18 protein-coding genes are annotated in these 19,020 nt (G+C 63.1%); 10 read left to right on the top strand and 8 right to left on the bottom strand.

What is annotated here, in order from left to right; all coding sequences use genetic code 11:
- Positions 1 to 37: 37 nt before the first annotated feature.
- Positions 38 to 1,048 (top strand): ligase-associated DNA damage response exonuclease, encoded by a 1,011-nt coding sequence (locus tag ACO06R_RS19445; protein WP_421854121.1) that lies wholly within the window; start codon positions 38 to 40, stop codon positions 1,046 to 1,048.
- Between the two features lie 25 nt (positions 1,049 to 1,073).
- On the opposite strand, the gene ACO06R_RS19440 is transcribed toward ACO06R_RS19445, so the two are convergent.
- Positions 1,074 to 1,505 (bottom strand): phospholipid-binding protein, encoded by a 432-nt coding sequence (locus ACO06R_RS19440; protein WP_421854118.1) that lies wholly within the window; start codon positions 1,503 to 1,505, stop codon positions 1,074 to 1,076.
- Positions 1,506 to 1,537: 32 nt separating this feature from the next.
- Between ACO06R_RS19440 and ACO06R_RS19435 the strand changes: the two genes are divergently transcribed.
- Positions 1,538 to 3,145 carry a cisplatin damage response ATP-dependent DNA ligase gene (locus ACO06R_RS19435; RefSeq protein WP_421854115.1) on the top strand — a complete coding sequence of 536 codons (1,608 nt, stop codon included), beginning with the start codon at positions 1,538 to 1,540 and terminating at the stop codon, positions 3,143 to 3,145.
- Between the two features lie 35 nt (positions 3,146 to 3,180).
- Here ACO06R_RS19435 and ACO06R_RS19430 read toward each other — a convergent pair whose 3' ends face one another.
- The gene (locus ACO06R_RS19430) at positions 3,181 to 3,915 is read right to left on the bottom strand and encodes a hypothetical protein (protein ID WP_421854112.1); all 735 of its coding nucleotides are present in this window, start codon (positions 3,913 to 3,915) and stop codon (positions 3,181 to 3,183) included.
- A 251-nt stretch (positions 3,916 to 4,166) separates the two neighbouring features.
- Between ACO06R_RS19430 and ACO06R_RS19425 the strand changes: the two genes are divergently transcribed.
- Together ACO06R_RS19425 and ACO06R_RS19420 are read left to right on the top strand one after the other, a co-directional pair.
- A complete protein-coding gene (locus tag ACO06R_RS19425) occupies positions 4,167 to 4,433 on the top strand; it encodes a DUF6460 domain-containing protein (protein WP_421854109.1) in 267 nt (88 codons plus the stop codon).
- On the top strand, positions 4,430 to 4,897 hold the full coding sequence (locus ACO06R_RS19420) for a CAP domain-containing protein (RefSeq protein ID WP_421854106.1): 468 nt from the start codon (positions 4,430 to 4,432) through the stop codon (positions 4,895 to 4,897). The genes ACO06R_RS19425 and ACO06R_RS19420 overlap by 4 nt, the downstream gene beginning before the upstream one ends.
- A gap of 16 nt (positions 4,898 to 4,913) precedes the next feature.
- On the opposite strand, the gene ACO06R_RS19415 is transcribed toward ACO06R_RS19420, so the two are convergent.
- Both ACO06R_RS19415 and ACO06R_RS19410 read right to left on the bottom strand, forming a co-directional pair.
- Complete coding sequence (locus ACO06R_RS19415; RefSeq protein ID WP_421854103.1) at positions 4,914 to 8,021, bottom strand: ABC transporter transmembrane domain-containing protein; 3,108 nt, start codon at positions 8,019 to 8,021, stop codon at positions 4,914 to 4,916.
- A gap of 127 nt (positions 8,022 to 8,148) precedes the next feature.
- Positions 8,149 to 9,054 carry a histone deacetylase gene (locus ACO06R_RS19410; protein ID WP_421854100.1) on the bottom strand — a complete coding sequence of 302 codons (906 nt, stop codon included), beginning with the start codon at positions 9,052 to 9,054 and terminating at the stop codon, positions 8,149 to 8,151.
- 299 nt (positions 9,055 to 9,353) lie between these two features.
- Between ACO06R_RS19410 and ACO06R_RS19405 the strand changes: the two genes are divergently transcribed.
- Together ACO06R_RS19405 and ACO06R_RS19400 are read left to right on the top strand one after the other, a co-directional pair.
- Complete coding sequence (locus tag ACO06R_RS19405) at positions 9,354 to 10,781, top strand: amidase family protein (protein ID WP_421854097.1); 1,428 nt, start codon at positions 9,354 to 9,356, stop codon at positions 10,779 to 10,781.
- Between the two features lie 239 nt (positions 10,782 to 11,020).
- On the top strand, positions 11,021 to 12,358 hold the full coding sequence (locus ACO06R_RS19400; RefSeq protein WP_421854094.1) for an MATE family efflux transporter: 1,338 nt from the start codon (positions 11,021 to 11,023) through the stop codon (positions 12,356 to 12,358).
- Between the two features lie 132 nt (positions 12,359 to 12,490).
- Here the strand turns inward: ACO06R_RS19400 and ACO06R_RS19395 are convergent, their stop codons facing one another.
- Positions 12,491 to 13,414: a LysR family transcriptional regulator gene (locus ACO06R_RS19395; RefSeq protein ID WP_421854091.1), complete on the bottom strand. Its 924-nt coding sequence runs from the start codon at positions 13,412 to 13,414 to the stop codon at positions 12,491 to 12,493.
- Between the two features lie 96 nt (positions 13,415 to 13,510).
- Between ACO06R_RS19395 and ACO06R_RS19390 the strand changes: the two genes are divergently transcribed.
- Genes ACO06R_RS19390 through ACO06R_RS19380 form a run of 3 tightly spaced genes read left to right on the top strand, consistent with a single transcriptional unit; the run spans position 13,511 to position 15,728 of the window.
- Positions 13,511 to 14,347 (top strand): SDR family NAD(P)-dependent oxidoreductase, encoded by an 837-nt coding sequence (locus tag ACO06R_RS19390; RefSeq protein WP_421854088.1) that lies wholly within the window; start codon positions 13,511 to 13,513, stop codon positions 14,345 to 14,347.
- 11 nt (positions 14,348 to 14,358) lie between these two features.
- Positions 14,359 to 15,024 (top strand): peroxiredoxin-like family protein, encoded by a 666-nt coding sequence (locus tag ACO06R_RS19385; RefSeq protein WP_421854085.1) that lies wholly within the window; start codon positions 14,359 to 14,361, stop codon positions 15,022 to 15,024.
- Positions 15,021 to 15,728 (top strand): glutathione S-transferase family protein, encoded by a 708-nt coding sequence (locus tag ACO06R_RS19380; protein WP_421854082.1) that lies wholly within the window; start codon positions 15,021 to 15,023, stop codon positions 15,726 to 15,728. The genes ACO06R_RS19385 and ACO06R_RS19380 overlap by 4 nt, the downstream gene beginning before the upstream one ends.
- A gap of 167 nt (positions 15,729 to 15,895) precedes the next feature.
- Here the strand turns inward: ACO06R_RS19380 and ACO06R_RS19375 are convergent, their stop codons facing one another.
- Complete coding sequence (locus ACO06R_RS19375; protein ID WP_421854079.1) at positions 15,896 to 16,984, bottom strand: quinone-dependent dihydroorotate dehydrogenase; 1,089 nt, start codon at positions 16,982 to 16,984, stop codon at positions 15,896 to 15,898.
- A gap of 2 nt (positions 16,985 to 16,986) precedes the next feature.
- On the bottom strand, positions 16,987 to 17,334 hold the full coding sequence (locus ACO06R_RS19370; RefSeq protein WP_421854076.1) for a DUF952 domain-containing protein: 348 nt from the start codon (positions 17,332 to 17,334) through the stop codon (positions 16,987 to 16,989).
- A gap of 137 nt (positions 17,335 to 17,471) precedes the next feature.
- Here ACO06R_RS19370 and ACO06R_RS19365 point away from each other — a divergent pair, with 137 nt between their 5' ends.
- Positions 17,472 to 17,879, top strand: a complete 408-nt coding sequence (locus ACO06R_RS19365) for a hypothetical protein (protein ID WP_421854073.1) — start codon at positions 17,472 to 17,474, stop codon at positions 17,877 to 17,879.
- Between the two features lie 18 nt (positions 17,880 to 17,897).
- On the opposite strand, the gene ACO06R_RS19360 is transcribed toward ACO06R_RS19365, so the two are convergent.
- Positions 17,898 to 18,929 (bottom strand): Gfo/Idh/MocA family protein, encoded by a 1,032-nt coding sequence (locus tag ACO06R_RS19360; protein ID WP_421854070.1) that lies wholly within the window; start codon positions 18,927 to 18,929, stop codon positions 17,898 to 17,900.
- Between the last annotated feature and the right edge of the window lie 91 nt (positions 18,930 to 19,020).

Genomic DNA, 19,020 nt, shown 5'->3' with positions numbered 1-19,020 from the left:
CCCTTTCCGCCCGCCAATTCGTGGTTATCTTTGCCGCATGCGTTTTGAAGACCTGCTGCGCCCGACCCCGAAAGGGCTTTATTGCCCGCCCGGCGATTTCTACATCGATCCGGTGCGGCCGGTGGAGCGCGCGCTCGTCACCCATGGCCATGCCGACCATGCGCGCGCCGGCCATGCCCATGTGATGGCGACGCGCGAGACGCTGGACATCATGGGCATCCGCTATGGCGCGGATTTCGCCGGTGCGACGCAGGAAGCTGCCTATGGCGAGGTCGTCACGGTCAACGGCGTCACGGTGAGCTGGCATCCCGCCGGCCATGTGCTGGGCGCCGCCCAGATCGCGGTGGAAAAGGACGGCACGCGCATCGTCGCCTCGGGCGATTACAAGCGCCGCCGCGACCCGACCTGCGCGACCTTCGAACCGGTCGCCTGCGATGTCTTCATCACCGAGGCGACCTTCGGTCTGCCGGTCTTCCGCCATCCCGACGACCGCGCCGAGATCGCAAAGCTGCTCAGAAGCGTGGCGCAGTTTCCGGCAAGCGCGCATCTCGTCGGCGCCTATGCGCTCGGCAAGGCGCAGCGGGTCATCGCGCTGTTGCGCGAAGCCGGCTACGCGGAGACAATCTACATCCACGGCGCGATGCAGAAGCTCTGCCACTACTACGCCAGCCGGGGCATCGATCTCGGCCCGCTGGCGCCGGCGACCGTCGACAAACAGGCCAAGGACCAGTTCGCGGGCGCCATCGTGGTCGGCCCGCCCTCGGCCTTTGTGGACAAATGGGCGCGGCGGTTTCCCGAGCCGGTGTCATGTTTCGCTTCCGGCTGGATGCGGGTGCGTCAGCGTGCCCGCCAGATGGGTGTCGAGCTGCCGCTGATCCTGTCGGATCACTGCGACTGGGACGAACTGACGGAAACGATCCGTGAGGTCTCGCCTGAGGAGGTCTGGGTCACCCATGGCCGCGAGGAGGCGCTGGTGCGCTGGTGCGAGTTGAACCAGATCCGCGCCAAGCCGCTCAACATCGTCGGCTACGAGGACGAGGCGGAGTAGCATGCGCGGATCTCGTTTACGTTCGTCAGGGATACTTCTTGCTCGCGGTGGCGACCGCGAGCTTCTTGCCCTTGCCGTCAAGCGCCGTCGCGGTCCACTGATACGTATGCCGGCCGCTGGGCGGGCAGGGGCTTTTGTACTTGAAAGCGCCGGGTTTGATCGTCGACGCGCCCTTGAACTTGGCCTTGCCGCCGCCGTGATTGTACGACGGAACGTTCAGATCCTTCATCTTGAAGCGGATCGAAGCGGTGCCCTGCGGCACGCCCTTCAGCCGAAAGACCGGGTTCGGCACACGGTTTGGCCGTCCGCTCGTGCACTTTTTGATGTTTCCCCAGTCAAAACTGAAGCCGAAGTCGGCGGCAGACGCCGACGAGGTGTAAACTGCCAATGAAAGAGTTGTCAGGAAGATTATCGAGCGGCGCATGTGCTTTGACCCTTTTGAAAGCCCCGGCAGCATGTAAGTCGAACGGCGCGCGGATGTCTATCTGAATGAAACACTTCGCCGAACTTCTTGATCGTCTCGTCCTGACGCCGTCGCGCAACGCCAAGCTGAAGCTGATCGCCGACTATGTCGCCGTAACGCCTGACCCGGATCGCGGCTATGCAATCGCCGCGATCACCCGCGACCTCGACATCATGTCGGTCAAGCCCGCGATGATCCGGGCGCTGGTTGCCGAGCGGGTCGACGAAGTGCTGTTCGGCTGGTCCTATGATTTCGTCGGCGATCTGGCCGAGACGGTGTCGCTGATCTGGCCCACACCGGAACCGGAAGGCGCGCAGGACGGCCTGCGGCTCGCGGCAATTGTCGAAGCGCTGCAGTCGGCTTCACGCTCCGACGGGCCGAAACTGGTCGAGCGCTGGCTCGACGAACTGGATGCGTCGGGCCGCTATGCGCTGTTGAAATTGATCACCGGCGGCATGCGCATCGGCGTTTCCTCGCGGCTGATGAAACAGGCGCTCGCCGACTATGGCGGCAAGGACGTGACCGAGATCGAGGAAATCTGGCACGGGCTGTCGCCGCCCTATCTGCCGCTGTTTGCCTGGCTCGACGGCAAGGCGGCCAAGCCGGAGAACCTTGCCGCAGCGCCGTTCAGGCCGGTGATGCTCGCCAATCCAACCGATCTCCACGAGCTCGCCCGCTACAAGCCTGCCGACTACCTGGCCGAGTGGAAATGGGACGGCATCCGGGTGCAGGTGACGGCCGAAGGCGGCACGCACCGCATCTATTCGCGCACCGGCGACGACATCTCGGCGGCTTTTCCGGACCTGCTGGAGGCGATGGAATTTAACGGCGCGCTCGACGGCGAGTTGCTGGTCGGCCATGCCGGCGATGGTGGCATTGTCACCCGCACTTTCTCCGACCTGCAGCAGCGCCTCAACCGCAAGACCGTGCCGGCCAAGCTGAAGGCGCAATACCCCGCGGTGCTGCGCGCCTATGACCTGTTGCAGGATGGCGCGGAGGATTTGCGCCCGCTACCCTTCGAGGAACGCCGCGCGCGGCTGGAGAAGTTCGTTGCGACGCTCGCCCCCGACCGTTTCGATATCTCGCCGCTGGTGCCGTTTGCCAACTGGGAGGAGATCGCCGAGAAGCGCAACGCGCCGCCCGACCCGGTGATCGAGGGGCTGATGCTGAAGCGTCGCGACGCCGCCTATGTGCCGGGCCGCCCAAAGGGGCCGTGGTTCAAGTGGAAGCGCGATCCGTTCCTGATCGACGCTGTGCTGATGTATGCCCAGCGCGGCCACGGCAAGCGGTCGAGCTTTTATTCCGATTACACATTCGGTGTGTGGGCGGGACCGGCCGACGATGCCGCGCTTGTGCCGGTCGGCAAGGCCTATTTCGGCTTCACCGATGAGGAACTCAAGCAGATCGACAAATATGTGCGCGACAACACGGTCGAGCGCTTCGGTCCGGTGCGATCGGTGCGCGCCGAACCCGACCACGGGCTGGTGCTGGAGGTCGCCTTTGAGGGGTTGAACCGCTCGACACGCCACAAGTCGGGCGTCGCCATGCGCTTCCCGCGCATCTCAAGGCTCAGATGGGACAAGCCGCCGCACGAGGCCGACCGGCTGGAGACACTGGAGGCGATGCTGGGGTAGGGTGGTATTCCGGTGAATCTAAGCCCTGGCACGCTCTAAGCTGCCGCTGCCCGTGCCGTCCTGTGAAACGCGTTCAGCCATAGCTGGTCGATCCGGTCGATCTCGCCGGGATCGAAACGGTCCTCTTGTTCCCAGTATCGGCCGGATTCGACGAAATAGCCGAGCCGGTGTTCTTCGGCCCGTGCCGTCTCGAACTGGGCGCGATCAAGCGGCGGCGGCCTGTCCGCCAGTTCGCGGAGATCCGCATGGCCGGCGCGCGGAAACAACAGCCGGCTCGGGTCCTCCGACAGGTTGACGCATTGGCATCCTTGCGCGGCGGCGTGAAGATGGAGGCGGGCGGATTTGGCTTCGAGGCTCCGCAGGCTGATGTCGCCTCGCAACGGGTCGGGCTGCCCGGTGCCGTAGAAATGGGTGTTGCCGTTTGCCGGATAGACCATGTCACACCCCAGAAACGCCAGCACCGATGGTTGAAGCGCCGCCAGCGCCCAGTATCCGGCCGTAAAGGCCATGGTGCCGCCGGCATATACGAAACCGCCGAAACGGTTGACCTCGGGCACATAGGCGTTGGCGGTGACGAGCGTCTGGTTCGCGGCAGGGTTTTCGGGCCGCCGGTCCTGCGGGAAATCTTCCGGGTAGAGCAGGAAATCCCAGTCCGGCCGGACCCGCCAGGCATTGTTGACCGCAACGATGGCATCGAATGGTTCCTTCGGCCAGTCGCGGCAGGTGACGGCATTGGGCGCGGATCCGAGAACGAGGACGGTATCGGGCATGTCTCGGTATCCTGTCGCGGGATCGCGCGTGCTGGGCATCGTCGGGTTCGTCAGTTTGCAGCCGGTTCCGGCCTCACGCATAGACTAGCGCCGTGTTGCGATAATCCAAGGTGGAATACGGAGAGGTAGGCGGATGGGATCTTTGGTCAGCCGATTGGAAGCTCTATCGGCTGTGCTGCACACCCCCACCCTTGCGCCTGCGACGATTTCTTCCTAGCTCCTAGGTCGATACCCACGCGGGAGCGCGAATCATGAGCGTCAATTCCTTTCTCGGCGACACGGTCGCGCGCACGATCATCAAGCTGGTGGTGATCTCGGTTCTCGTCGGCATGGTCATGAACGTGTTCGACATTTTCCCGATGGATATCGTCTACGCCTTCCGCGACTTCGCGCTGAACCTATGGCATCGCGGCTGGGCCGCGCTCGGCCGCTTCGGCGACTGGCTGGCGCTCGGCGCGATGGTCGTCATTCCGGTCTTCGTCGTGCTGCGGCTGCTCAACTACCGGCGCGGCGCATGATCTCGCGCCGCCGTTTCGTCCTCGGTGCCGCAGTCGCCTGTCTTGCCTCCGGCGTGGCCGCCTGTACGACGCCGATTGCGGTGTTCGAGGGGCCGGTGACGGGCGCGATCGCGACCGGGGCCGCAATCGGTCCGGTCAATGCTTTTCGCGCCGAAAACGGACTGTCGCCGCTTGCCGCCGACGATGGGCTGTCGATCGCCGCCCGCCAGCATGCCGAGTTCATGGCCCGGCGCGGACGTCTGTCACATGCCGGATTTCGCGGCCGCATGCGCCGCGCCGGCGCGGTGTTCCCGGCGGCAGAGAATGTCGCCATGGGCCAGACGGATGCCGACGCCGCGGTCGTCGCCTGGTCGCAGTCGGCCGGTCATCGCCGCAACATGCTGGGCGATTATGCGCGGGTCGGCGTTGCCCGCGCCGAACGCGCTGGCGGGCGGCCCTATTGGGTGATGGTCCTCGCCAATTGAACGCAATGTCCTGTCGTTAGCCGCGGTCGAAATCTTGGGGCTTGCCGCCGAGATCGACGATCTGGCGCGTCAACGCGGCAATGACGTTGGCCGAATTCGAAAGATGGCCGGACACCGTCTTGAGCAGGCTCGCGGCGACGGTGACGTCGTGGTTGATGACATCGGTTAGTGCCTGATTGCCGATCACCAGTGCCGTCATGTCCTTGGTTGCTCGCATGTCGAGCGCGCGCGGCTGGTTCATGTAGACCGCCATGTCGCCGATCATCCGTCCGGCCTGGACAGTCGAGATCAGATAGGGTTCCTCGCCTTCCATAGGCCACAACAACTGTGCCTCGCCGTCGACCATGACATAGGCGCCGTCCGGCGCGTCGTCGCGGCGGAAGATGTAATCGCCGGCTTCATATTTGACCCAGCGCGCCGCATAGGCGAGCAGCCGTAGCTGCGAGCGTTCCAGCTTCTCGAGCGCGTCGACTTGCGCAAGCAAGCGCAGCTTCTTGTTCAGGTCGCTGGCCGCCGGCCCGCGCTTGACGGTCTTCGGTGCAATCTTGGCGGGTTCCGCGCCGTCCGCCCCCAATTCGACAATCCGCCCGTCGCGGATCTCCAGCACACGGTCGAACTCCAGCGTGTCGGGTTTCTCGTTGTCGAGATAAAGGATGGTCGTGTCGGGCAAAAGGTCGCGCAAGCTGCGGTGAAACGATTCGCGAATTCCAGGGGTCGCGTTCGAGAACGGTCGTTCGAGCACCAGCACATCCGGTTTCTTGACCGTGGCGCGAACGAAGGCGATGCGGTCATAGCCGACGGTCGCGATTTCGGAGCCGGCAAATCCGGTCTCCACATCGCCGATCAGGAGCAGGACATCGGCCTCCAGTCCGGCCTTGGCCAGTTCGTCCAGCACGACGCGGTAAATCGCCTCGGTAATCTGCGGGTTGACCTGGGCGATCTTGCCGAACACCAGGTTTTCCAGCATCGTCAGATTGCCGACATATCGATCCCAATGGAGAACCTCGTAGGCGTCGCCGACCGAGGCTTGCAGTTCCTCGGCGAATTCGAGGCGTCCGCCGAGCAGTTCCTCGCGCAATTCGTCGGGGAATACCGAACCGAGTTGTTCGGCGGTGATGTGGAACGGCAGGCCGAGGAGGAGCATGCGTTCGTCGGCATCGAGCGTCTCGCCGCGTTCCTGCTTCTGGTGGATCGTCTTGAGCTGTTCGAACATCTCGGGCGACACATGCGCGAGGCGTTTGAACATCGGGTGGTCGGTGCCGGCCGCCGAGAAGGTTTGCACCAGCGTTTCCAGGATGTCCTGCGCCATGACGGTGTGCGGCTCTTCGGCGCCGATCTCGCACATGAACCGCCAGCTCGCCTCGTCGAGCATCGCGCGGTTTTCCTCATTGTCGGGCGCACGCACCGCAAACAGCACATTTTCGATTGCCGTCAGCGCGGGGTTGAAGGCGTCATGGTCGAACAGATGGATGTGCTTGCAAAGATCGGCGGCTTCGAGTCCTTTGCGGATTGCCGGACGCAGCGCGACGAGCTTCTCGCCGAGACCGACGCGTTTGGCGGTGTCCATGCGGTTGGTCAGCGAACGCATCAGCAGGAACCGCTCGGCACCCGACCTGCGGATAATCTCTGCCCACCACTGGCGAAGTTCCTCCTCCGTGGTGAAGCCGGCGATCGACGGGTCCACCCACGACACATCGGCGGACTGGATGCTGTTGCCGGTAAACCGCGCTTCCGAGATCGCCTTCATATCGGACTCGCGTCCATCGTCCTGCGGCGTCTGCCAAAGCGCCATCAGGGCGTTGTGTTCAATGCCGCCATGAAACAGGTTGGTCTTCGGCCCGACAACACCGATGCGCGACGCGATTACTGCCTGGTGCAGTTCGTCGAGGCGATGATCGGCAATCGTCAGTTGCCCGGCGGACGGCGTGACCTCGCGCGAGATCAGTTGCGAAAGCGCATTGCGCGCCGACGCGTTTTGCGAATGTACCGCGACCATTTCACCGGCGCCGATCTCGAGGTCGATATCGGATATGACCGGGTTGCCGTAAGAATCGTTGATCGTCACCTTGTCGAATTTCAGCGGGCCGGACAGGCGCGGAATCTCGTCCGGGCGGCCGAAGAACAGCGCCTCGTCGATCATGCCGGCCGGCCGGAATTGCTCGGTGATCGTACGGTAGCGCAATGAGGCGTCCTGGATCTGGCTGTAGTAGGACAACAGGTCGCGCCACGGGCCGAGCAGGTCCTTGTAGGAAGCAAGTGCGGCTGTCAGGGCGCCGATGGTCAACTGGCCATTGATCACCAGATAGCCGCCGATCAGCAGCAGCAGGAACGGCGTGATCTGGTTCAGCGTGTTGTTCAGGAACTTCATGAAGAACTTGCGCTGATAGATCTCCAGCCGAATCTCGAAAATCCGTCCGAATCGCTTGGAGAACTGGGCAAGCGCGAACATCACGCCGCCATTGACGCGCAGGTCTTCGGCGCCGCTGACGGTCTCGCCGATCTGGTCTGAAAGCTGGCGCACCTCGAAGATGCGCTTCTTGTTGAGCTGGTTGATCTTCCGTTGCAGGCGCGGAACGATATAGGCCTGTATGGGAATCATCGCGACAGCGGCGAGCCCGAGCCAGAAATTCTGGATGAAGAAGAACGCCAGGATAGTGATCATCTGGCCGGCGGCAAATGTCGGCCGCGCGATCGCTTCGCCAAGCATGCCGCCGATGGCTTCGACTTCCGAAATGACCATCGAAATCAGGGCACCCTGCGAGGTCCGCCGGAAATAGGGCAGCGGGAAACGCGTGATCCGCTCGATCAACTGGTAGCGTAGCCGCCGCAGCAGCCGTTCGCCGGTAATCCCCTTGATCGTGTTGGTGTGCATCTTCAAGACGCCCGAAATCAGCACCAGCGCGAGGTAGGAAAACGATAACAGAAGCAGATAGGGGATCTGCTCGAACGAAACGCCAAGCAATGTCGTCGGAAAGTCGGTCGCCTGCACGGCGTCGTTGATGATCCGCTTCGGCAGCTCCAGCGTCATGTAGAGCAGCGGGAACGACAGCACGGTCAGAAACAGGATGTAGATCTGCTGCCGCGCGCTGAACTTCCAGACAAATGAGATAAAGCTCGGTTGCATAGAGTTTCGTATCGCCCCCGGATGTCATCACTCTCTTTTTGCCGTCGCGCAGGCCGCGGCGATCACCAGAAATGGCGGCGCAACGCCGACAATTCAAGCTGAACTGGCTGCATACTGACAGTATTGGTCAGAAAATGAAGTCGTTTGCGACGCGATGCAGGATGACGTGGCGCTGCGCCAGCGCCTCGATGTCGTTGGAATAGCCGCCGCCGATCACTCCACAGACAGGTATTTCCCGGCTCCTGAAATGTGACAGCACCATGCGTTCGCGCTGCTCGATGCCGTGGTCGGTCAGGGCGAGCCGCCCCAGCTTGTCCTCGCCATGCACGTCGACGCCGGCATTGTAGAACACCAGCGCAGGCTCGATGCGGTCGCGCAGTTCTTCCAGCACCAGCGCCAGTGTTTTCAGATAGGCGGTATCACCCATTCCGTCGGGCAAGCCGAGATCATAGTCTGACGCGGCCTTGCGCGCCGGGTAGTTCTTCTCCGCATGGATCGAGGCGGTAAAAACGCTGTCGTCGCCGGCGAAGATCGCCGCGGTGCCGTCGCCTTGATGGACATCGAGATCGAGCACCAGCGCATTGGCGATCTCGCCGTCCGCAATCATCAGCCGCGCGGCGACGGCGACATCGTTAAAAGTGCAAAAACCCGCTCCATGCGCGCGCCCGGCATGATGGCTGCCACCAGCAGTGTTGCAGGCCACGCCATGTTCGAGTGCCAGCCTTGCGGCCATGATCGTCCCCGCCACCGCGCAACGTGCCCGCAGCGCCGTGCGTTCGTCGATCGGAAAACCGATCACCTTCTCGACCTTCTCCGGGACCGTGCAGGCAAACACCTTGTCGACATAGGCGGCATCGTGCGCAAGCTTGACCCAGTTGTCGGGCGCCGGCGGCGGCACGTGAAAATCGCCCGGCTCGGCGAGGCCCTCGCGCATGATGGCGTCGGCGAGCGCCCGGTACTTGCTCATCGGGAAACGGTGGCCGGGCGCGAACTTCGCGTCGTAGGACGGAGTGTGGACAATCGGCAGCAGCATCGCCGATCAGCTATTGCATTTGATCGAGAAAGCAACCAAGCCTGCTCGTCCACGGTGCGCTCTGCCACGGATTGCCGTCCGGTCCCGGCTTGTCCGTCACATGAGGCGTGTCATGTCTCAAGATGGAGTATATGACTGCGACCGGTCTTTGAGAACCAAACGGAATGATAAAACGATACCCGAATGGCCAAAAGCCGCATAACACACTGTTTTGAAGAACATACTTGATTCATTAAATGGCATTTGGCGGGGTTTGTATGCACGCTGCCGACCGATGTTGCAAAGAGGGGGCTATCAAGATGGCATTGGAAAAACCGCTATGGCAGTGGAGCGCTCGCGACATCACTCACGGTATCGGCATGGGCAAAGTCACTGCAGTTCAGGTAACTGAAGCGGCACTTTCGCGTATGCAGGATGTCAATCCTGGTTTGAACGCCGTCGTTGAAAACCTGGCGGACCAAGCGCTGTCCGAGGCCGCCGCATTGGATGCCGCCGATGGGCCAAGAGGACCGCTCCACGGTGTCCCCGTCACCATAAAGGTCAATGTCGACCAAAAGGGGCTGGCCACCACAAACGGGGTCGCCGCCTTTGCCCAAAACATCGCGCCTGACGATGCACCCGTGGTGAAAAACCTCAAAAAGGCAGGGGCAATCATAATAGGCCGGACGAATACGTCAGAATTTTCCTTTCGGGCGGACACGGAAAACGCCCTGCACGGCCGGACATACAATCCATGGGGTAAACACATCTCGGCCGGGGGGTCTTCCGGTGGGGCCGGGTCGGCAGTGATGGCTGGAATTGGAACCCTGGCCCACGGAAACGATATTGGCGGTTCGCTTCGCTTCCCAGCTTCGGCCAATGGCGCAGTCACCGTCAAACCGGGGCTGGGACGGGTGCCTGCCTGGAACCCAAGTCAAAAGGCCGAACGCGGCATGTTGGCACAATCCATGTCCGTTCAGGGGCTCATTGCGCGAAGTGCTGCAGATTTGCAGACGTCCATGCCCGCACTGATCGCCGGCGATCCACATGATCCGTTTCATGTGCCGTTGCCTTGGCGTGGCGCGGACATTGCGGGGCCCATTCGCGTCGCCTTCACCAAGAGCGACTTTGGCTTTGGAATGCACCCAGATGTCACCACAGCATTGGAGGCCGCCGCCGCAGCCTTATCGGATGCTGGCTATGCCGTAGAAGAAGTCGAACCTCCTCTGGCGCAAGAGACCGGAGATGTCGGATACCGTACTTTGCTGAGCGAGGTTCACACCCTAATGGGCCCTGATCTGCGACAACATGGATCTGGCGATATTAACTCGATTTTCGACGAGTATCACCGGCAGTTCCCACTTTTCCATGGTGCCGAACAGGTGAAGATGCTTGCGAAACGCACATATTATGCCCGCGAATGGTCACTTTTTTTGGAAGACTATCCGCTCGTTCTCACACCGTTTCTGCTGCAACCGTTTTTTTCCGCCGGTCATGATTTGCAGGGCGCAGAAGGAGTGCGTGACGCGCTTGGCCATTCTTACTGGTCATTTGCCATGAATTTCGTGGGCCTTCCGGCCGGCAACATTCCCACACACATCGCCGATCTGCCGCAAGGGCCTCAGCCAATTGGTGTTCAGATTGCAGGGCGCCGCTGGCGAGAGGATTTGATTTTGGATGCAATGGAAGCAATTGAGGCGAGAATTCCACCTGTTTGCACCAAACTGTGGACCCACATGGAAGCTTGAGGCGATGGCCGGTACCCGCTGAGCTGAGGAACCGTGCTTTCGAAGCGTTCCGGCTTGTTCCGGTAACGGCCTTTTCCAATCCGCGGATGCGGCCGGCCGCAAATTCGCGACGCGGGACCGGGGTTGGACAATCGGCAGCAGCATCGACGATCAGCTATTGCATTTGATCGAGAAAGCAACCAAGCGTGCGTGTCCGGGCCGTGAATTCGTGACGCGAGGCACTTCAGGCATGGCAGGCGATGGATCACTCCGCGCAGGATGAAAGGCGGCCGTTCGAGGTCACCAACCGCATGGTCTTCGCCATCGCGGCGCCGATGACGCTCGCCTATCTGACGACGCCGATCCTCGGCCTCGTCGATACCGGCGTGATCGGCCAGTTCGGCGACGCGGTGCTGATCGGCGGGCTGGCGGTCGGTGCCATCATCTTCGATATCGTCTTTACGACTTTCAACTTCCTGCGCGCCGGCACGACCGCCTTCGTCGCCCAGGCAGTCGGTCGCGGTGACGAGACCGCCCAGCAGGCGGTATTCTGGCGCGCGGTGCTGCTGGCTGCCGTGCTCGGCGTGGCGATCCTGATCGTCTCGCCGATTATCCGCGAGGCGGCGATCTTCGTGATGGACCCCGGCGACGCGGTCGCCGAGGCGACAAGCACCTATGTCACCATCCGAATGCTGGGCGCGCCGTTCAGCCTCATCAACTATGCGCTGCTGGGCCTGCTCTTGGGACAGGGGCGGGCGATGGCCGGTCTGTTGCTGCAGACGCTTCTGAACGGCATCAATATCGCCGGGTCGATCTGGTTCGGGCTGGTGCTCGGCTGGGCGATCGAGGGCGTGGCGCTCGGCACGGTGCTGGGCGAGGCGATTGCAGCGGTACTCGGCTTCTGGTGGATCCTGCGCGGCTTCGACAAGCGCCTCGCGCCGTCTTGGGCAGTGATCCTGGAACGTACCGCGTTCCTGCGGCTGATCTCGGTCAACCGCGACATCATGATCCGCTCGTTCGCGCTGCTGGCCGGTTTCGCGCTGTTCACCCGCGCCGGCGCGCAGTTTGGCGCGGTGACGCTCGCCGCCAATGCGATCCTGATGAACTTCTTCATGATCGCCGGCTACTACCTCGACGGCTTCGCGACCGCAGCCGAGCAGATTGTCGGCCGCTCGGTCGGCGCGCGGCATCCGCCGGCCTTTTGGCGGGCGGTGAAACTGACCTGCTTGTGGGGCTTTGCGCTGGCCGGCTTCACCACGGTCATGGTGCTGATCTTTGGCCCGGCTGTCATCGATATCCTGACGACCGCAGAAGACGTACGCGCCGTCGCGCGCACCTATCTCGCCTGGGCGGCGATCACGGCCGTCGTCGGCGTACTCGCCTTCCAGATGGACGGCGTCTTTATCGGCGCGACATGGTCGGTCGACATGCGCAACATGATGTTGCTGTCCCTCGCCATATTTATCGGGCTATTGCTGCTGGTGCTGCCGGTGTGGGGCAATCACGGCCTGTGGTTCGCGCTGAATGTGTTTCTCGGCATCCGCGGCCTGTCGCTGCTGGCGATATTGCCGAGAAGGGCAGGGCGTGTGTTTGGGTGAATGGGTGGGACGCGTGTAATCTTCAAAGTAATCATCAACGACATCTGTGCGGATGGAGCAGCAGAAGGGAACCCGGCCGGTGAATGACCGGAGACTCTTGGAGCGGAGCACAGCGTGGCGATGTCAGCGGCCTTAGGAGTTTGGGCCTCGATTGCTACTTGCTTTGGCGAGTTCCGTTGCAAAGAAGTCCGCGAAGGCATGGATCTTTGAGACTAGGTTTCGGTGCCTTGGATAGACGAGATAGATTGGCGTCTCTTTCGGCTGCACAGTCCAGTCCGGCAATAGCTCGACAAGGGAACCTCGTCGCAGCGCGCTGCGCACCGCCCAACTTGGAAGGTGCACAATGCCCAGCCCTGCGATACCAGCCGACAACAAGGCATCCGCAGTGTCCGAGAACAGCGACCCGGCGACGGAAACTGTCGCGGTCTCCTTTCCGCGGGCGAAGTTCCATTCGTTCCGACCGGGCCCTTGACGGAACAGGAGGCAATTGTGCCCCTCCAGGTCATCCGGGCGCAGGATTTCGGCATGATGCGCCAGGTAGTCCGGGCTGGCGCAGATCAATGAGTGTGACATCGAAATCTGGCGCGCGATGAGGTCAGAATCCTTCTGAACCCCAAAGCGGATCGCGACGTCATAGCCCTCGCCGATCAGATCGCGGTAGCTGTCGCTGAGAAACAGCCCGACATGGATGTCGGGGTACTGCGCGTGAAACGCGGGTAAAAGCGGCGCGATTTCGCGGTGGCCTAGCGTTGTGGGGGCAGAGACGCGCAAGAGTCCGCTAGGCGCGGACAGCGTTTGGCGGACGGCCTGTGTCGCGTTGTCCAGATCCTCCAGCACCACGCGGATCCGATCCGAAAAGGTCTGCCCCGCCTCGGTTAACGTCAGTCGCCGGGTAGAGCGCTGGAACAAGACGACGCCGAGCGATTGCTCGAGCGCGGCCACGCGTCGCGATACCGAAGGCTGGGTGGTGCCCAGCCGCCGCGCCGCAGCGGAGAACCCGCCCGCGTCGACAACGGACTGGAAGACGCGCAGCGATTCGATAGGGAGATCATTCATACAATCACCGTATAGATGTTATGATATCAACACCAGTTCTGCATTTCAGCGCATCAATTATCTTCGCCTCACCAACCCCAAACTGAGGAGATGACAATGCGCAATACTGTAGAAAAATACGGCCGCTGGGCCGTCGTCACCGGGGGCTCTGCCGGGATCGGCCTCGCCTTCGCCAACCAGCTCGCCGCTGCCGGACACAACCTCGTTCTGGTGTCCCGAAACCAGACCCGCCTGGATCGGGCCGAGCAAAGCATCCGGGCCAAGCACCGCGTCGAGGTCAAAACCCTTGCTGCCGATCTGACGGATGAGGGCGCGCTGGACCGTCTCTACGATTTCACCAGAGATCTGGACGTCGGTATGGCGATCCTGAACGCGGGCGTCGAGACCTCGGGTCACTACACCAAGACCTCGATCGAATTCCATCGTGGCCTGGTGGACCTTAACGTGCGCGTGCCCATGGAGATGGCGCATACGTTCGGCGAGCGCTTTGTCCGGCGCGGGCGCGGCGGGATCGTCTTTGTCTCGAGTCTCTTTGGCTATCAGGGCGTACCGCTTGTTGCTGGCTACTCGGCCTCCAAGGCCTATATCCTGTCGCTCGGCGAGGCATTGAGCGTGGAACTCAAGCGCTTCGGCGTGGACGTCACCGTGCTCTCGCCCGGCCTGACGGACACAGATATGCCCGCCGCGATGCCGATCAACTTCTCGCGCCTGCCGATCCCCAAGATGACGCCCGAAAAAACCGCCCGCGCCGGCCTGCGCGCCTTAGGGCGCAAGATCAGCGTCGTGCCCGGCCTGATCAACAACATCTATGTCTGGGAGAACCGCCTGCTGCCGCGCAGCACACCAATAAGGATGTTCGGATGGATGGTCCGGATGGCCTTCAAGAAGGAGCAGGTGCCGAACTTCCTTATCACCCCCGCCCAAGTCCGCTAAGGAGCGCCGCCATGACAATGAACAAAGAAGCCGCCGCACTGTGGGCCAAGGCCGCGAAGGAGATGGCCCCCGAGACCGTTGCCAAGATCGATTCCGGGATCGCGCTGATGGTCGAGGGGAAGGTGCCCTACACGCCGCTAGAGCCCGGGGCGTCAGCCCCGGATTTCATCCTGTCGAACCAGCATGGCGAGGCGCGCCGCCTGTCCGACGCGCTGGCCCAGGGCCCCGTCATCCTGTTCTTCTACCGAGGCGCCTGGTGCCCCTTCTGCAACATCCAGCTGAAGCACTACCAAGAGGCCAAGGCAGAGTTCGCCAAGTTCGGGGCGCAGTTGATCGCGGTCACGCCCGAGACGCCCGACCACGGCCTCGCCATCGCCGAAAAGCACCGGCTGGATTTCGACATCCTGCATGATGCCGACGATGCGGTCGGCGAGAGCTATGGCGTCACTGTCCGCGTGCCCAAGGCGCATGAGGAGGTCTTGCAGAGCTTTGGCGTGCCGCTGCCTGACCGTAACGGCACCGACAATTGGACGCTTCCCGTGCCGGGCGTGTTTATCATCGGCCATGACGGCGTGGTGAAGAACACCTTCGTCGAGGCGAATTACCGCGCGAGGGCCGAGCCGCCGCGGATCCTCGCCGCTCTGGAAGCGCTGTCCGCACCGGTGGTCGCGCCATGAAGCTCTATTCGGCATGGTATTGCCCCTTCGCCCAGCGGGTCTGGATGGGGTTGAACCTGAAGGGGGCCGGTTTCGAGATCGTCGAGACCGATCCCTACAACAAGACGCCCGAATGGATGCAGATCTCGGCCGGGACCGGGCAGGTCCCGGTTTTGGTCGGAGGCGGCGGTCCGACACATGTGCCCGACAGCCTGCGCGGTCTGGAGTTCATTGACGCATTCTACAGCGAACTGGGACCCGCGTTCTACCCTGCGGACCCGGCAGAGGCCGCAGAGGTTCGGCGGTGGACGGACGTCTTGAGCGCACGCGTGGTGCCGTATTTCTACCGGTTTCTGAAGGCGCAGCCCGGCAGCGACTTGGCGGAAGCGGCACGGTACGGGCTTGAGGAAGGGCTCGAAAGCCTGACCTTGGCTGCCGACCCCGTCGGGTCGTTCTTCCGCGGCGCTGAGATCGGGGCGCTGGACCTGGCGCTGGCACCGTTCTCCTACCGGATTTCGTTGATACTGGCACACTACCGAGGGTATCGCTTGCAGCGCACCGGTCCGGTCTGGGAGAGGTTCCACCGTTGGGCCGAGGCATTGCGTACCCACTCGGCCTTCCGCGCAACGCAAAGTGGGCCGGACTACGAGGCGCGTCTGATCGGCTTCTACCAGCAATACGCTGATGGCGCCGGGCAGAGGGGTGTGGATGTGATCCCGGCCTGAATTTGGCGGGGGCGGACAACCAAAACCGCCCCCCGCCGCTGTAGAATGTGAGCATTCAGTGGCGTTGCGGGCATTCGTACAAGCCGCAGCATTGGTCAAACTTGTGTTCTATGCGGACATGCACCGCCTGATCGTCAAGTAATCCGATGCATGGCCGGAAACCGCGCTCACCCCGGCAGCGGTTTTGCCGCCCACTCCGCCGTCTTGCTGTCCCTCAACGCACCGATTGACGCCGCGCCGCTTCTGTCGAGCGCGGCCGACAGGCCGCGATTGATCGTGCGCGCGATGTCCGGCCCGCTATAGATCATGCCGGTGTAAAGCTGCACCAGGTCGGCGCCGGCCTCGATCTTGGCGAGCGCGGTTTCGGCGCTGTCAACCCCGCCCGCGCCGATCAGCGTCATCTCCGGCCCGATGCGTTCGCGGGTCTTTGCGAGCATGACGGTCGAGCGCTCGAACAGCGGCTGACCGGAGAGCCCGCCGGCCTCGCCCGGATCGCGCGAAAGTCCCGTCCGCGACAGGGTCGTGTTGGAGACGATCATCCCGTCGAGGCTCTTGTCGGTGACCTCGGCAACGATGTCGTCGAGATCGGCCTCTGTGATGTCGGGCGCGATCTTCAGCAACACCGGCACAGCGCGCTTGTGGATCTCGGCCTCTATTGCGCGCGCCTCGTCGATGCGCGCGAGCAATTCGGCCAGCCGCGCGCGGCCCTGCAGGTCGCGCAGTCCCGGCGTGTTGGGCGAGGAGATGTTGACCGTGAAATAGCTCGCCAGCGTGTAGAAACGCCGGATCCCCGTCACATAATCGGCGATCCGGTCGTCGGCGTCCTTGTTGGCGCCGATGTTGACGCCGACGACACCGCGACCGCGTCGCGCGACCAGCCGCGCAAAGGCGGCGTCATGGCCTTCATTGTTGAAGCCGAGCCGGTTGATGACCGCGCGGTCGCGCGTCAGCCGGAAGATGCGCGGCCGCGGATTGCCGGGCTGCGGCAGCGGCGTGGTGGTGCCGACCTCCGAGAAGCCGAAACCTAGCGCGATCAGCGCGTCGGGCACCTCGGCGTTCTTGTCGAAGCCGGCGGCGACGCCGAGCGGATAGGCGAATGCCAATCCGGCCGCCATCACGCCGAGGCGCGGATCGTCATGCGGCTTGCCCGCCGGGATCGCGCCGGCCTTCAGGCCTGAAAGCGCCAGGCCATGCGCAGTCTCGGGATCGAGCGTGAAACTCAGGCGTCGTCCGATCGCGTTCCACAACGCCGACATGGTCAGTCCTCGAGATCCGGAAAGACATGCGCGCCGTCATCGCCGAGCGGCAGCCGTTTCACCCAGATCGCGGCGGCCGGATCGAGCGTGGCATAGAGATGCGGAAACAGTGCCCCGCCGCGCGACACCTCGTATTTCAGCGCGTCGCCGAACCCTTCGGCGTCGATGGCGACCAGCAGCAGGTCCGATTGGCCGGCGAAGTGCTTCGCCGCGGTTTCGCGCACCTGGCTTGCTGTGGAGAAATGGATGAAGCCATCGGCAAGGTCGACCGGCGCACCGTCGAAGCGGCCCGCCGCGACGGCTGCATCCCACAGCGCCTTCGGCGCGATCTTGTAGATGATCCGGTCCATGCAGTGATGAATAGTCTCCGTGCCGTCCGTGCGAAAGCCCCTGCGGCTCGAACCCCCGGTTTTTCGCAGTTGTCGCAATTCCCTCCGAATCCCCTGCTATGCTGGCGGGGAAGGGGCTGGACGAAAGGGTTTTCGCGATGCGTATCACCGAACCGCTCATCGCCGCGCTTGCGACAGGCGCCGTGCTTGCTGGCGTGGCTGGCCCGGTAATGGCCGACACCGGCCGCTACATGATGGAAAGAACCGAAAACGGCTATATCCGCATGGACACGGCCACCGGCGAGATGTCGATTTGCGCGGTCAAGGACACGCAGATCGTCTGCAAGCTCGCCGCCGACGAGCGCGCCGCATTCCAGGCGGAACTGGACGATCTGGAGGCGCGTGTCAGCCGGCTGGAGAACCGTCTCCAGCATGGTTTCGCCGAACGCGTCCTGCCGAGCGACGAGGAATTCCAGCGCGGCATGGACAATATGGAGCAGTTCTTCCGCCGCTTCCTCGGCATCATCGAGGACATGGAAGACGAGCCCGTGCCGGACCGCACCTGATATCGCGGGCTTGGCCGCTTAGCCTTCCGGTGGGTTGGCCAGCACCTGCTCGATGATTGCAAGCGTCGCGGCGCTGTCTTCCATCGGCATGGTTTCGCAGCCCGTCTCGCCGGCGAGAATGGCCTCCTGCGCCGCCATCGCCTCGAATTGCAGGCCGGAGCCTTGATAGTCGAAACGCTCCGTCCGGCGGCCCGGCGCGGGTATCCGCTTGCGGATGCGCCCGGCAAGGCTCGCCGAGGGTGGAATCTCTGCAAGCGGCCGGTCCCACACCGTTACCGACTGGGTGCGCAGGAAATGCCGGTCGATCCGAAGCACGCCCTTTGTGCCGTGGATGACGACCGTGTTTTCCAGTTCGCCGCCGAAGCTCGCCACGACCTCGACAGGAACGCCGCCGCAGTCGAGCGCAAGCTGCGCGCTGGCGTCGACGCCGGTCGGCGCGGGCTGCCATGTGCCGGAGACAAGCTTGGCGGGGCCGAGCAGCATGGAGATCGTCGACAGCGGATAGACGCCGAGATCGAGCAGCACGCCGCCGCCGAGCGCCGGGTCGTAGAGCCGGTGTTTCGGGTCGAACTCGCGGGTGAAGCCGAGCGTTGCGCTGGCCCGTACCGGCTCGCCGATGGCACCGCTGTTGAAGATCTCCCTGGCGCGCTGTACCGCCGGCAGAAAGCGCGTCCACAGCGCCTCCATGATGAAGACGCCGGCCTCACGCGCCGCCTCGGCCATCTGCCGGGCCTCGGCGGCTGTCATCGCCACCGGCTTTTCGATCAGCACCGGCTTGCCGGCGGCAATCGCGGCAAGCGTCTGGTCGAGATGCGCTTGATTGGGCGAGGCGATATAGACCGCGTCGATGGTTTCGTCGGCAAGAAACGCGTCGAGATCGTCATGGGCCGTGCCCACCTCGTGCGCTTTGGCGAAGGCTTCTGCTGTGTCGTGCCGGCGCGAGCAGACGGCCGCCGCCGCCGCGCCCTCGGCAAACCTGAGATCCTCGGCGAAGCGGGTGGCGATCATGCCGGTTCCGACAATACCCCATCCGAATGTGCGTGCTGTCATGGCGATCCGGTTTCCCTGTTGCGCGTTTCACTTTATCGTCGATTTGCAGTGTTGTCCGGCGCTCATCCGCGCATGGTGAATGTGTGCTGTT

This window comes from Oricola sp., from assembly GCF_965230365.1.
Lineage (GTDB): Bacteria > Pseudomonadota > Alphaproteobacteria > Rhizobiales > Rhizobiaceae > Oricola.
This window is presented reverse-complemented; position numbering and strand designations above follow the sequence as displayed.